The following is a 13,175-nucleotide window of genomic DNA, read 5'->3' as shown; positions in this document are numbered from 1 at the left end:
GGCGAGTCGCGCGCAGTCTAGAATAGCGGTTTTGGCCAGTCATTCACGCCGTGATCCGTTTCAATCAGTTCAGCCTTGCGCGCGGCACCAAGCCGCTGTTCGAGTCGGCCTCGTTCGTCCTCAATCCCGGCGAGAAAGCCGGCCTGATCGGCGCGAACGGCGCCGGCAAATCGACGCTGTTCTCGGTCCTGCGCGGCGAGCTGCATTCCGACGCCGGCGATTTCTCGATGCCGCCGTCGTGGCGGATCGCCCATGTGTCGCAGGAAACGCCCGCCGTCGACCGCTCGGCGCTCGACTACACGCTCGACGGCGACACCGCGCTGCGCGAGATCGAAGCGCGCATCGCCGCCGCTTCGGCCGCGCATGACGGCGCGGCCGAAGCCGACGCGCATGCCGCTTTCGCCGATGCCGACGGCTACACCGCGCCCGCGCGCGCGGAAGCCCTGCTGCTCGGCCTCGGCTTCACGCTCGCGCAGACGCGCGAATCGGTCGCCAGCTTCTCCGGCGGCTGGCGCATGCGCCTGAACCTCGCGCAGGCGCTGATGTGCCGCTCCGACCTGCTGCTGCTCGACGAACCGACCAACCACCTCGACCTCGACGCAATCGTCTGGCTCGAAGACTGGCTGCACCGTTACGCCGGCACGCTCGTCGTGATCTCGCACGACCGCGAATTCCTCGATTCGATCTGCAACGTCACGCTGCACCTGGAGAATCGCCAGGTGAAGCGCTACGGCGGCAACTACTCGCAGTTCGAAGTGCTGCGCGCACAACAGCTGGCGCTGCAGCAAAACGCCTACGAAAAGCAGCAAAAGACGATCGAGCACCTGCAAAGCTTCGTCGACCGCTTCAAGGCCAAGGCGACCAAGGCCAAGCAGGCGCAAAGCCGGATGAAGGCGCTCGAAAAAATGGAGCTGATCGCGCCCGCGCACATCGCGTCGCCGTTCACGTTCGAATTCCGCACGCCCGATGCCGCGCCGAACCCGATGATGGTGATGGAAGATGTCCGCTGCGGCTACCACGCCGACGACGGCGCGGACATCCCGATCGTCGAGCGCGTGGCGCTGTCGATCCAGAACGGCCAGCGTATCGGGCTGCTCGGCGCGAACGGCCAGGGCAAGTCGACGCTGATCAAGACGCTGGCCGGCACGCTCGCGCCGCTGTCGGGCCACGTGCGCGACGGCAAGGGGCTGACGATCGGCTATTTCGCGCAGCACCAGCTCGAAACGCTGCGCGAGGACGATTCGCCGCTCGCACACCTGGCGCGGCTTGCGCCCGACACGCGCGAGCAGGAACTGCGCGACTTCCTCGGCGGCTTCAATTTCTCGGGCGACATGGCGACGAGCCCCGTCGGCCCGTTCTCCGGCGGCGAGAAGGCACGACTCGCGCTGGCGCTGATCATCTGGCAGAAGCCGAACCTGCTGCTGCTCGACGAACCGACGAACCACCTCGACCTCGAAACGCGTCACGCGCTGACGATGGCGCTCGCGCAATTCGAAGGCACGCTGATCCTCGTATCGCACGACCGCCACCTGCTGCGTGCGACGACCGACCAGTTCATGCTCGTCGCGAAACACCGGCTGCAACCGTTCGACGGCGACCTCGACGACTACCGCGACTGGCTGCTGCAGCATGCGGCCGAACAGCGCGCGGCCGCCAAGGCCGACAGCGCGGCGGCGGCGGGCGCGGATTCGGGCGTGAACCGCAAGGACCAGAAACGTCAGGCGGCCGAAGAGCGCCAGCGGTTGTCGCAGCTGAAGAAGCCGCTGCAGAACCGCATCACGAAGCTCGAGAAGGAAATGGAAACGCTGCACGCGGAGAAGGCGCGCCTCGACGCGTTCGCCGCCGATCCGGCGAGCTACGAGGCCGCGCGCAAGACCGAACTGACCGAAGCGATCCGCAAGCTCGGCGAGGTCAACACGCGGCTCGAAACCGTCGAGGCGGACTGGCTCGCGTTGCACGAAGAACTCGAGCAGATCGGCTGAGGCTGAGCACGGACCGGCAGCCGTCCGCCGGTTCCGTCATCGGCAGCGCGGCGCACGCCGCGTGTCAGCGAACCACGAACCCGCCTGCTCCGGGCCCGTAAACGACAAAGCCGGGCACCCTGGCCCGGCCGCCTGGTCGGCGTTTCATCGCGCCGCCCGCTCAACGCCGCGGTAACGTATCGCGCGGCATCTGCTCGTCGTCGCCCATCAGGTAACGCCGCCCTTCGGTCGGCCGGCGAATCGCCGCGGCGACTTCCGCTTCCGTCACGTCCTCGGAGACCACGCGGCGCGCGAGGCGCCCTTCGTCATCAATCCATTCGACGATCCGGCATCCGCCGCCCCACGGGTTGACGATCGGCTCCGACACGCGGCAGCCGCGCAGGTTGTAAAGGCGTCCGCTCGGCGCTTCCCCATACTGTTTCAACATAGGTTCCCTTCGCATTGCGCGGTTCGACAATCCGGCAAAGGATAGGGAAATGCAATGTCCGGCGGGTTACAGAAGCCTACATATTCTTTACACGGAATTACGCGACAGATCATCGCGGGCCGGCGTGCGATGGCGCCGGCCACGTGCGGTCATTCGAGATCGCGTACGCGGTCGATCGCCTGCTCGATCCGCTCGACGGCCATCACGTTCAGCCCTTCGATCGGCTGCTTCGGTGCGTTCGCCTTCGGAATCAGCGCGACCGTGAACCCGAGCTTCGCGGCTTCGCGCAACCGCTCCTGCCCGCGCGGGGACGGCCGGATCTCGCCCGCCAGCCCCACTTCGCCGAACACGATCAGCCCCTTCGGCAGCGCCTTGTTGCGCATCGACGAATGGATCGCGAGCAGCACCGCCAGGTCGGCGGCCGGCTCCGTGATCTTCACGCCGCCCACCGCGTTCAGGAACACGTCCTGATCGAAACACGCGATGCCCGCGTGCCGGTGCAGCACCGCGAGCAGCATCGCGAGCCGGTTCTGCTCGAGGCCGACCGCCAGCCGGCGCGGGTTGGGCACGTGCGCCGTATCGACGAGCGCCTGGATTTCGACGAGCAGCGGGCGCGTGCCTTCCTGCGTGACGAGCACGCACGACCCCGGCACGACCTGCTCGTGCTGCGACAGGAACAACGCGGACGGGTTCGCGACACCGCGCAGCCCGCGCTCGGTCATCGCGAACACGCCGAGCTCGTTGACCGCGCCGAAGCGGTTCTTGAACGCGCGCACGAGCCGAAACGACGAATGGGTGTCGCCTTCGAAGTACAGCACCGTGTCGACGATGTGCTCGAGCACGCGCGGGCCGGCGAGGTTGCCCTCCTTCGTCACGTGCCCGACCATGATGATCGCGGTGCCTGACTGCTTCGCAATGCGCGTGAGCTGCGCCGCGCATTCGCGCACCTGTGCGACCGACCCGGGCGCCGACGTCAGCGCCTCCGAATAGACGGTCTGGATCGAGTCGATCACGGCGACGTCCGGCCGCTCGGCATCGATCGCCGCCTGGATCTTCTCGAGCTGGATCTCCGCGAGCAGTTGCAGTTCGGCCGCCGGCGCGCCGCCGTCGAGCAGCGCGAGCCGTTGCGCGCGCAACGCGATCTGCGCGGCCGATTCCTCGCCACTGATATAGAGGGCGCGCCGCTCGCTCGCGATGTCCGCGAGCGACTGCAGCAGCAGCGTCGACTTGCCGATGCCCGGATCGCCGCCGATCAGCACGACGCCGCCCGGCACCAGCCCACCGCCGAGCACGCGGTCGAATTCACCGATCCCGGTCGAGAAGCGCGGCACGTCGGCCGCCTCGATGTCGGCGAGACGCTGCACGGGCGCCCGCTTCGCGAGCGACTGGAAGCGATGGGCCGCCGGCGACTCGGCAACCGATTCGACGAGGGTGTTCCAGGCCTGGCACGACGGGCATTGCCCCTGCCACTTCGGCGTTTGTCCGCCGCACTCGCTGCAGACGTAGACGGTTTTCTGTTTGGCCACGCGTGCTGCCCTTATTCCGCGCGCACCGGGACGCGACCGGCGACCGCGCACATCAGTTCATAGCCGATGGTCCCGCAATGGCGCGCGACATCGTCGATCGGCAGCGCATTGCCCCACAGCTCGACCCGCGCACCGACACCGGCCTGCGGGCACGGCGTCAGGTCGACGGTGATCATGTCCATCGACACGCGACCGACGATCCGCGTGCGGATGCCGTCGACGATCACCGGCGTGCCTTCGGGCGCGACGCGCGGATAGCCGTCCGCATAGCCGCACGCGACGACGCCGACGCGCATTTGCGCTTGCGCGGAGAACGTCGAGCCGTAGCCGATCGCCTGGCCCTTCGCGATCGTCTGCACCGCGATCAGCTCGGACGCCAGCGTCATCGCGGGCTTCAGCCCGGTATCGGCGATATCGGCCGACAGCCCCGACGGCGACGCGCCGTACAGCATGATCCCCGGGCGCACCCAGTCGAAGTGCGTATCCGGATGCCACAGCACGGCCGCCGAATTCGCGAGGCTGCGCGCGCCGGCAATGCTGTGCGCGCCGCGCTCGAACGTCGCGAGCTGCTCGGCGACGCCGCGCTCGTTGTCGGCATCCGAAAAATGGGTCATCAACGTAATCTGGCCGATGCCGGGACACGCACGCGCGCGTTCCCACGCGGCACGGTATTTCTCCGGCACGTAACCGAGCCGGTTCATCCCGCTGTTCATCTTGAGCTGCACGTTGACGGGCTTCGACAGTCGCGCCGTCTCCAGCATCCGCATCTGCTCGTCGTTGTGGACGGTGGTCGTCAGGCTGTAGCGGTCGATCACGTCGATGTCGGTCGAGCGGAAGAACCCTTCGAGCAGCAGAATCGGGCCGGCCCAGCCGAGCTCGCGCAGCTTCACGGCCTCGTCGAGATCGAGCAGGCCGAAGCCGTCGGTGCCGCGCAGGCCGGGAAACGCACGTGCGAGACCGTGGCCGTACGCGTTGGCCTTGACGACCGCCCAGACCTTGGACGGGCCGGCAAATCGGCGGACGACGGAGAGATTGTTCGCGAGAGCGGCGGTATGGATGGTGGCGGAGATCGGGCGCGGCATGGGAAATTTACGTAAAGACGCTTGCGAATCATCAGCTTACCGCGCCTTTTGAGCACCGAAGCCGACAATTTGCGGAACGATCGGGGAATCTTGCTAGTCCGAATTGCCGTATTTTCGTGTTATAAAGCCGTGCGCACAACCCATTTCGAACGGAATAAGCCGATCGCATACCAGGCGGCCTACGCGGCCCTGCCGCAGCGACGAAAGCATCGCATCAGATGAAAAAAGGTTTTTACACCATCATGGCCGCGCAGTTTTTCTCGTCGTTGGCCGACAATGCGCTCCTCATCGCCGCCATCGCCCTGCTGAAAGACTTACACGCCCCCAACTGGATGACACCGCTGCTCAAGCTGTTCTTCGTGTTGTCCTATGTGGTGCTGGCGGCGTATGTCGGTGCGTTCGCCGATTCCCGCCCGAAGGGCCGCGTGATGTTCATCACCAACACGATCAAGGTGGTCGGCTGCATGATCATGCTGTTCGGCGCCCACCCGCTGATCGCGTATGGCATCGTCGGGTTCGGCGCCGCAGCCTATTCACCCGCGAAATACGGCATTCTGACCGAGCTGCTGCCGGCCGACCGGCTCGTCGCCGCGAACGGCTGGATCGAAGGCACGACCGTCAGCTCGATCATTCTCGGCACCGTGCTCGGCGGCGCGCTGATCAGCCCGCACATCGCGTCGCACGTCATCGCGCACACACCCGCCTGGATCAGCACGCCCGCCGAAGCAGCGATGGCGATCATCATGGCGATCTACGTGATCGCCGCGATCTTCAACCTGCGGATTCCCGACACCGGCGCGCGCTATCCGAAACAGCAGCGCGGCCCGGTCAGGCTTCTCACCGATTTCGCCGACTGTTTTACGGTGCTCTGGCGCGACAAGCTCGGCCAGATCTCGCTCGCGGTCACGACGCTGTTCTGGGGCGCGGGCGCGACGCTGCAGTTCATCGTGCTGAAGTGGGCCGAAGTTTCGCTCAACATGTCGCTGTCCGAAGGCGCGATCCTGCAGGCCGTGGTGGCGGTCGGCGTCGCGGGCGGCGCGATCGCGGCCGCCGCGCGCATCCCGCTGAAGAAGTCGCTCACCGTGCTGCCCGTCGGCATCATCATGGGCATCGCCGTCATGCTGATGGCGTTCTATACGCGCGACCTGTTCCCGTCGCACTGGGCGCTGCACCTCGGCCACCTGCGGCTGCCGGTGTACCTGATCGTCGCGTACCTGTTCCTGATCGCCGTCGGCGCCCTGTCCGGCTATTTCGTGGTTCCGATGAATGCGCTGCTGCAGCATCGCGGCCACGTGCTGCTGTCGGCCGGCCACTCGATCGCGGTCCAGAACTTCAACGAGAACCTGTCGGTGCTCGTGATGCTGTGCCTGTACGCGGTGCTGGTCTGGCTCGACGTGCCGGTCGGCGTCGTGATCGTGCTGTTCGGCACGTTCGTGTGCCTGACGATGTGGCTCGTGATGCGCCGCCACCAGGCGAACCAGCGTCAGTTCGATTCGGTCGCGCTGATCGGCGAATCGCGGCACTGACGCTACACTCCCCGTTTCCGTCCGTCGGCGCCGGTCTTCGAACCGGCGCCTTGCCATCATGACGCACCCGATACCCAACGTCCTGACGATCGCCGGCTCCGACTCCGGTGGCGGCGCAGGCATCCAGGCCGACCTGAAGACGTTTTCCGCGCTCGGCGCGTACGGCGCGAGCGTGATCACCGCGCTGACCGCGCAGAACACGCGCGGCGTGACCGGCGTCCACGCGCCGGACGCGTCGTTCGTCACCGCGCAGCTCGACGCCGTGTTCGACGACATCCGCATCGACGCGGTCAAGATCGGCATGCTCGCGAACGCGGCGATCGTGCACGCGGTCGCCGATGCGCTGCGGCGTTACGCGCCGCGCTTCGTCGTGCTCGACACGGTGATGATCTCGAAGAGTTCGCATGCGCTGCTCGCGCCCGATGCCGTCGACGCGTTGCGCGACGTCCTGCTGCCGCTCGCCACCGTCGTCACGCCGAACCTGCCCGAAGCGGCCGCGCTGCTCGGCGACGCGCCCGCGACGACCGAGGACGAGATGGTCCGGCAAGGCCGCGCGCTGCTGAAGACCGGCGCGCGCGCCGTGCTGATGAAAGGCGGTCACCTGCCCGACGCGGCCGCGAGCCCCGACTGGCTCGTCGATGCAGCGCATGACGTGCGGCTCGACGGCACACGCGTGCCCGTCAGCAACACGCACGGCACGGGCTGCACGCTATCGTCGGCGATCGCGGCGCTGCTACCGCAGCAACCCGATCTCGAGAGCGCAGTACGCGAAGCGAAGGCGTATCTCACCGGCGCGATCGTCGCGAGCGGCCAGCTCGACGTCGGCCACGGCGTCGGCCCCGTCCATCACTTCCATCGCTGGTGGTAAGCGCCGCGTGACGCGGCGTCAGTCGTCTTCTGCCGCGAACGCCTGCGCGCGTACGGGCCAGTCGTCCGGCACGATGAAGCCGCGCGATATCTCGCACCATGCGCCGTCGCCATCCTGTCGATGAACACCGATCAACGCGGGGGCCTGACGTGCCGTCAATACCGGCGGCAGCGCGAGCGCGTTTGACAGCGGCTCGGGCGCGGCGTCGGTCGCACCATACCGCGGCGCAAGCCATGCGAGCCGCGCCAGTACATTCCAGGCCGCGCCGTCGGGTTGCGCGGCCGCCCACTCCGGCCACTGCGCATGCGTGAGCCAGAAGCCGCGAGAATGATCCGCCGCGATTTCGGCGGACACCGGCGGCAGCGGCGCTCCCTGCGGATAGAACAACCATCCCTTGACGAACATCTGCGCATCGGACGGCGCACCGTAGCCGAGCAACGCAAATCCGTGGCGATCGCTCAACCTCAGTTGATGGTCGAGCAGCCGGCTGCGCTTGCGGTCGAGGCGGTCGACGAGATTCGGCCCGACGAAATCCGCGAGCGATGCGTCTCCGTGCACCGGCGCGCACAGATAGCACTTCACCGCGAGTTCCCAGTGCAGGCGCTGCCCGCCGGGCGCATCGACGAGGAAGTCGACTTCGCCGAGCGTCTTGCCGTTGCTGCGCAGCGGCAGATTGGCGGCGACGAGCCGCAGCGACGGCCCGTGCGTGAGGAAATATTCGAGCAGGCATTCGGCATAGCGGCCGAGCCGTACCGGACGCAACCCGTCGAGCGCACGGTGCAGCGGCTCGGGCGCGGCGTCGAGCGCGACGAGCCACGCTTCGACGGCCACTCGTTCGACCGCATCCGACCACGGATGCGCGAGCGGCGCGCCGGGCGCCGCGGTGAGCAGGTCCGGGCTCGCGAGGAGCCAGCCCAGGTCGCGAACCGCGACATCGCGCAACGTATCGACGAACGCGAACGCCGCGCCGGTCGTCATTGTCCGGACGGCTCGTTCACGTCGGCGCTGCCTGCGCGCAGGAACGTGTCGCGGGCGAGGCACAGGTCGGCCCAGGCCTTCGACTTGTCCTGCAAGCTGCGCAGCAGATACGCGGGGTGGTAGGTGACGATCACCGGCACGCCCTCGTACTGATGCACGCGCCCGCGCAGCGACGCGATGCTCGCGTCGGTCTTCAACAGCGTCTGCGCGGCGAAACGGCCGAGCGCAACGATCAGCTTCGGCTTCACGAGCGCGACCTGGCGCTGCAGGTACGGCTCGCAACGCGCGACCTCGTCGGGTTCCGGATTGCGGTTGCCGGGCGGGCGGCACTTGATCACGTTCGCGATGTAGACGTTCTCGTCGCGCTTGAGCGACAGCGACTGCAGCATGTTGTCGAGCAGCTTGCCGGCCTGGCCGACGAATGGCTCGCCCTGCTTGTCCTCGTTCTCGCCCGGCGCTTCGCCGACCAGCATCCAGTCCGCATCGCGATCGCCCACGCCGAACACGGTGTTGGTGCGTTTTTCGCACAAACGGCAGCTCGTGCAATTCGCCACGCGCGCGGCGAGCGTCTCCCAGTCGAGCGCCGCAATCGGCGCGGCGGCAGGACGCGACTCCGCGACCGGCAGGGGATCACCCGGCGGCGCGGCGTCGAACCACGCGAAATCGTCTTCGGTGATCGGCGGCATGTCGTCCACGGCAGCAGCCGGCATGCGCTGCACCGGCGCACGACCTTCAGCGATCGCCTCACGGGCAGCGGTGCCGGCGTCGTCGGCCGGCACCGCATCGCGCGCGGGCCCGCCAACCGGCGGCGCGTCGTCGCGTGCTTGTTCACGGGCTGCCGGAGCCCGCGCGTCGCGCGCCTGCTCAACCACCGGCTGCGGCGCTTGCGCGACGGTTGCAGCCGCAACGGCAGACGGCTCGTCCACCGCAGCGGGCGCGTCGGTCGCCGCCGCGCTTTCCACGCGTTGCCCGCGCCGCACCCAGCGCTGCGCGAGCCCCAGTTCCTCGAGCGCTGCTTCAGCCCACGCCATGCGCGTCCCCTTCATCCTTGTTCAGCGTCAGACGCATCACGATCGCGTCCTCCCGGCTGCGATGCCGCGCCGGATAGTAGTTCTTGCGCCGGCCGATCGTGGCGAAGCCGAAGCGCTCGTACAGATGGACCGCGCGCAAATTGGACGGCCGCACCTCGAGCAGCACGCCGTCGAGCCCTTCCGCGCGAGAAACGCGCACGGCTTCACGCAGCAGCGCGAGACCCGCGCCCGATTGCTGAGCGGCCGGCGCGACACACAGGTTCAGCAGATGCATCTCGTCGATCACCGGCATCAGCACGCAGTAGCCGACGAGCGCACCCGTCACGTGCCGCAGGCACACGCCGAAATAGCCGTTGCGCAGCGAATCCTCGAAATTGCCGCGGCTCCACGGAAATTCGTACGCGACCTGCTCGATCGCGACGACCTCGTCGAGATCCGTATCGGTCATCGGCGACAGATAGCGGTCGCTCAGCAGTACGCCGGTCATCCTTTCGCTCCGCCCGCCTGCGCGGCCCGCGCCGCGATCCGCTCTGCGGTGGTCTGCGCAACCTTGTCGCGCACGTATTCGGGTGCAGCCTGGTCGGCCGGCACCATACGGCCGGCGCGAAACGCCCGCAGCGCGGCATGCGCGACCGCCAGCGCATGCGGCAGCGCTTCGCCGTCGATCACGGCCGCGCGAGCCGCGGCCGGCAACTGCGCGCCGAATGCCGCCGCCGCGTTGCCCGCGAGCGTAAACGGCGCATCGGGTACGCCGACCGCGTCCGGCGCATCGAGCGAGGCCGGATGCAGCGTGCGCCAGTCGCCCGTACTGTCGTCCCACGCGAAGTCGGCCCAGTACGCTTCGTCCATCCGCGCGTCGAGCGCAGCCAGCACACGCGTCGTGCCGGGCGCACGCAGCCGCGCATGCTCGGCGCACGCGAGCAGCGTGCCGATCGGCACGACCGGCAGCCCGCCCCCGAACGCGAGCCCCTGGGTAATGCCGGTCGCGGTACGCAGTCCGGTAAACGAGCCGGGGCCCGCGCCGAACGCGATCGCGTCGCAGTCGGCGAGCGTCAGGCCCGATTCGGCGAAAAGCGCCTGGATCGCCGGCAGCACGCGCGTGCTCGACACGGCGCCCGTCAGTTCGTGGCGGACCCAGGTTTGCGGGGTGGAAACGGCGTCATCGGCCTGAGCCGAGCGCAGCAGCGCGACCGAGCAGTATTCGGTCGACGTATCGATGGCGAGGAGCACTGTTTGCGTCATGGCCGACATTGTAATGCCGCGCCCCGCTCCCACGGGCGATCGGGGCCGATTCCGCCCCATGCGCCCGCGCCGCCGGCGGTTTGGAAGAATCGCTCGACCCCGCGCGGCGCTTCGCTTGTTAAGATCGCCCGACTTGAAACCCTTACGGAGACTCACGATGAGCGAACTCACCGCCCAATTCGACCAGGCCCAGGTCGACGTCAAGCAACTGACCGAGCGTCCGGGCAACCTGACGCTGCTGCGCCTGTACGCGCTCTTCAAGCAGGCCACCGACGGCGACGCGCACGGCGACAAGCCGGGCTTCACCGACATCGTCGGCAAGTACAAGTACGATGCGTGGGACGCGCTGAAAGGCACGTCGCAGGATGCGGCGAAGCAGCAGTACATCGAACTGGTCGAATCGCTGAAGAACGGCACGGCATCCTGATCGTTCCGTCCCCGCCTGCGGCAGGCAACGCAATAGGCAATCAAATCAGTGGCGCAGCGCAGCAAAAGTCTTTATAATGCGGCCTGCGTCACCTCCCGCGCTCGGCTCGTAAGCCGTTCCGGCCTGACGCCTCGTAGCGTTAAGCTCCAATCCGGTTTAGAACCTGTCCCCTCCTGCTTCGACCCTCGCGGTCGTCAACTAGGCTGGCGGCCTCGCTCCAGAAGCGCGCCGCACCCAAAACAGCTTCTAATGCCTCATCCGCCGAAGGTTCGGCGGATTGCACCCGTTTCCCGATTTGCTCGCTGAATCCGACGACTTGGGTATGCGCGATTGGCGCCGACGTTTCACCCACTGTGTTTCAAGGATTGTTATGACTTCGAGCATCAACACCAGCCCGCTCAACGCGATCGCCGACCAGGCGCTCGGTCTCGACGACGCCGCCGCACCGGCCGCGGTCGAACCGACGTCGGACGAGCCGACTTTCGCGTCGCTCGGGCTGTCGCCGGAGATCGTCTCCGCGCTGCAGGCCGCCGGCTACGCCAAGCCGACGCCGGTCCAGCAGCGCGCGATCCCGGCCGGCATCGCCGGTCGGGATCTGCTGGTATCGAGCCCGACCGGTTCGGGCAAGACCGCTGCCTTCATGCTGCCCGCGATCGAACGCTTCGCGCAACTCCAGAAGACGCTGGCGCAGCAACCGCGCGCGCCGCGTGAATCGAACCAGGGCGACCGCCGTGTGCGCCGCCCGCAGCCCGTCGCCCGCCCGGGCCTGCTCGTGCTGACGCCGACCCGTGAACTCGCAATGCAGGTCACCACGGCCGCGTCGACCTACGGCAAGCACCTGAAGCGCCTGCGCACCGTCAGCATCCTCGGCGGCGTCGCTTACGGCCAGCAACTGATGCTGCTCGCGAAGAACCCGGAAATCCTGGTTGCGACGCCGGGCCGTCTGCTCGACCACCTCGAGCGTGGCCGCATCGACCTGTCCGAGCTGAAGATGCTCGTGCTCGACGAAGCCGACCGCATGCTCGACATGGGCTTCATCGACGACATCGAAACGATCGTCGCCGCCACGCCCGAGTCGCGCCAGACGATGCTGTTCTCGGCCACGCTCGACGGCAAGATCGGTTCGCTGACGGGCCGCCTGCTGAAGGATCCGGAGCGCATCGAAATCCAGCAGCGCCTCGAATCGCGCGCGAACATCGCGCAGACCGTGCACTACGTCGACGACCGCGACCACAAGGATCGCCTGCTCGATCACCTGCTGCGCGACGACGCGCTCGATCAGGCGATCATCTTCACGGCGACCAAGATCGACGCCGACCAGCTCGCCGGCCGTCTCGCCGACGCAGGCTTCGAATCGGCTGCACTGCACGGCGACCTGCCGCAGGGCGCGCGTAACCGCACGATCCGTGCACTGCGCGAGCGTCGCGTGCGCGTGCTGGTTGCGACCGACGTCGCAGCACGCGGTATCGACATCCCGGGCATCACGCACGTGTTCAACTACGACCTGCCGAAGTTCGCGGAAGACTACGTGCACCGTATCGGCCGTACGGGCCGTGCCGGCCGTTCGGGCACCGCGGTGAGCCTCGTGCACCACGCCGAGCAAGGCGCGCTCAAGCGCATCGAGCGCTTCGTGCGCTCGCCGCTGCCGGTCAACGTGATCGAAGGCTTCGAACCGCGCAAGGCACCCCCGCGCAACGATCGCGGCACCGGCGGCCGCGGCCGTCCGGGCGGCGGTAACGGCGGTCGTCGTTTCGGCGGCAAGCCGGGCGGCGGTTACGGCGGCAACGGTGGTGGCAACGGCGGCCGCAGCTACGGCGGCGGCAATGGCGGCAGCTGGAGCGGCAAGCCGAGCGGCAGCCGTGACGGCGGCCCGCGTCGCGACGGCCAGCGCAGCAGCGGCCCGCGTCGCAGCAATTCCGCGTCGTAAGCTCGCACGGGCGGCCTCTCGGCCGCCCCACGGTTGGCCCCCATCCGACAGACCGGCGCATCCGCGCCGGTTTTTTTTCGTCCCGCGCCAGATTTCACGATGCGGAAAATTTTTTTGTGTCGTAAAAAATCATGCTGCGTGGCACAACCTTACAATTGC

At 67.8% G+C, this 13,175-nt stretch carries 12 protein-coding genes; 5 read left to right on the top strand and 7 right to left on the bottom strand.

Annotation, left to right across the window (positions count from 1 at the left end; translation table 11 throughout):
• The first annotated feature begins 50 nt into the window (after nt 1-50).
• Nucleotides 51-1,982, top strand: a complete 1,932-nt coding sequence (locus tag BX604_RS34295; protein WP_098555745.1) for an ATP-binding cassette domain-containing protein — start codon at nt 51-53, stop codon at nt 1,980-1,982.
• A 160-nt stretch (nt 1,983-2,142) separates the two neighbouring features.
• Here the strand turns inward: BX604_RS34295 and BX604_RS34290 are convergent, their stop codons facing one another.
• The 3 genes from BX604_RS34290 to alr all read right to left on the bottom strand — a co-directional run bounded on the left by BX604_RS34290 (nt 2,143) and on the right by alr (nt 5,017).
• Complete coding sequence (locus BX604_RS34290) at nt 2,143-2,409, bottom strand: DUF2866 domain-containing protein (RefSeq protein WP_098555742.1); 267 nt, start codon at nt 2,407-2,409, stop codon at nt 2,143-2,145.
• A 149-nt stretch (nt 2,410-2,558) separates the two neighbouring features.
• A complete protein-coding gene (gene radA, locus BX604_RS34285) occupies nt 2,559-3,935 on the bottom strand; it encodes a DNA repair protein RadA (protein ID WP_098555740.1) in 1,377 nt (458 codons plus the stop codon).
• 11 nt (nt 3,936-3,946) lie between these two features.
• The gene (gene alr / locus BX604_RS34280; protein WP_098555737.1) at nt 3,947-5,017 is read right to left on the bottom strand and encodes an alanine racemase; all 1,071 of its coding nucleotides are present in this window, start codon (nt 5,015-5,017) and stop codon (nt 3,947-3,949) included.
• Nucleotides 5,018-5,235: 218 nt separating this feature from the next.
• On the opposite strand from alr, the gene lplT reads away from it, so the two are divergent.
• Both lplT and thiD read left to right on the top strand, forming a co-directional pair.
• Entirely contained in the window at nt 5,236-6,543 is a 1,308-nt protein-coding gene (lplT, locus tag BX604_RS34275; RefSeq protein WP_098555734.1) for a lysophospholipid transporter LplT, read from the top strand.
• Nucleotides 6,544-6,601: 58 nt separating this feature from the next.
• Nucleotides 6,602-7,411, top strand: a complete 810-nt coding sequence (gene thiD / locus BX604_RS34270) for a bifunctional hydroxymethylpyrimidine kinase/phosphomethylpyrimidine kinase (RefSeq protein ID WP_098555732.1) — start codon at nt 6,602-6,604, stop codon at nt 7,409-7,411.
• Between the two features lie 18 nt (nt 7,412-7,429).
• Here the strand turns inward: thiD and BX604_RS34265 are convergent, their stop codons facing one another.
• From BX604_RS34265 to tsaB, 4 genes are read right to left on the bottom strand one after another with little or no spacing between them, the layout of a single operon-like run.
• Complete coding sequence (locus tag BX604_RS34265) at nt 7,430-8,389, bottom strand: DUF1853 family protein (protein ID WP_098555729.1); 960 nt, start codon at nt 8,387-8,389, stop codon at nt 7,430-7,432.
• On the bottom strand, nt 8,386-9,420 hold the full coding sequence (locus BX604_RS34260) for a uracil-DNA glycosylase (RefSeq protein ID WP_098556554.1): 1,035 nt from the start codon (nt 9,418-9,420) through the stop codon (nt 8,386-8,388). The genes BX604_RS34265 and BX604_RS34260 overlap by 4 nt, the downstream gene beginning before the upstream one ends.
• Nucleotides 9,407-9,907, bottom strand: a complete 501-nt coding sequence (gene rimI / locus BX604_RS34255; RefSeq protein ID WP_098555726.1) for a ribosomal protein S18-alanine N-acetyltransferase — start codon at nt 9,905-9,907, stop codon at nt 9,407-9,409. The genes BX604_RS34260 and rimI overlap by 14 nt, the downstream gene beginning before the upstream one ends.
• Nucleotides 9,904-10,671, bottom strand: a complete 768-nt coding sequence (gene tsaB / locus BX604_RS34250; RefSeq protein ID WP_098555724.1) for a tRNA (adenosine(37)-N6)-threonylcarbamoyltransferase complex dimerization subunit type 1 TsaB — start codon at nt 10,669-10,671, stop codon at nt 9,904-9,906. Before tsaB ends, rimI begins: the two co-directional genes overlap by 4 nt.
• 148 nt (nt 10,672-10,819) lie before the next feature.
• On the opposite strand from tsaB, the gene BX604_RS34245 reads away from it, so the two are divergent.
• Both BX604_RS34245 and BX604_RS34240 read left to right on the top strand, forming a co-directional pair.
• A complete protein-coding gene (locus tag BX604_RS34245; RefSeq protein WP_096507307.1) occupies nt 10,820-11,089 on the top strand; it encodes an acyl-CoA-binding protein in 270 nt (89 codons plus the stop codon).
• Nucleotides 11,090-11,459: 370 nt separating this feature from the next.
• Nucleotides 11,460-13,016, top strand: a complete 1,557-nt coding sequence (locus tag BX604_RS34240) for a DEAD/DEAH box helicase (RefSeq protein ID WP_098555721.1) — start codon at nt 11,460-11,462, stop codon at nt 13,014-13,016.
• Nucleotides 13,017-13,175 lie beyond the last annotated feature (159 nt).

It is taken from the genome of Burkholderia sp. JKS000303 (genome assembly GCF_002563755.1).
Taxonomy (GTDB): Bacteria; Pseudomonadota; Gammaproteobacteria; order Burkholderiales; family Burkholderiaceae; genus Burkholderia; species Burkholderia anthina_B.
This window is presented reverse-complemented; position numbering and strand designations above follow the sequence as displayed.

What these genes read in the sequence shown, in the direction of transcription:
- rimI (WP_098555726.1), bottom strand. Translation starts at nt 9,907, where the DNA reads ATGACCGGCGTACTGCTGAGCGACCGCTATCTGTCGCCGATGACCGAT.
- BX604_RS34260 (WP_098556554.1), bottom strand. Translation starts at nt 9,420, where the DNA reads ATGGCGTGGGCTGAAGCAGCGCTCGAGGAACTGGGGCTCGCGCAGCGC.
- tsaB (WP_098555724.1), bottom strand. Translation starts at nt 10,671, where the DNA reads ATGTCGGCCATGACGCAAACAGTGCTCCTCGCCATCGATACGTCGACC.
- BX604_RS34240 (WP_098555721.1), top strand. Translation starts at nt 11,460, where the DNA reads ATGACTTCGAGCATCAACACCAGCCCGCTCAACGCGATCGCCGACCAG.
- thiD (WP_098555732.1), top strand. Translation starts at nt 6,602, where the DNA reads ATGACGCACCCGATACCCAACGTCCTGACGATCGCCGGCTCCGACTCC.
- alr (WP_098555737.1), bottom strand. Translation starts at nt 5,017, where the DNA reads ATGCCGCGCCCGATCTCCGCCACCATCCATACCGCCGCTCTCGCGAAC.
- BX604_RS34265 (WP_098555729.1), bottom strand. Translation starts at nt 8,389, where the DNA reads ATGACGACCGGCGCGGCGTTCGCGTTCGTCGATACGTTGCGCGATGTC.
- BX604_RS34245 (WP_096507307.1), top strand. Translation starts at nt 10,820, where the DNA reads ATGAGCGAACTCACCGCCCAATTCGACCAGGCCCAGGTCGACGTCAAG.
- BX604_RS34290 (WP_098555742.1), bottom strand. Translation starts at nt 2,409, where the DNA reads ATGTTGAAACAGTATGGGGAAGCGCCGAGCGGACGCCTTTACAACCTG.
- lplT (WP_098555734.1), top strand. Translation starts at nt 5,236, where the DNA reads ATGAAAAAAGGTTTTTACACCATCATGGCCGCGCAGTTTTTCTCGTCG.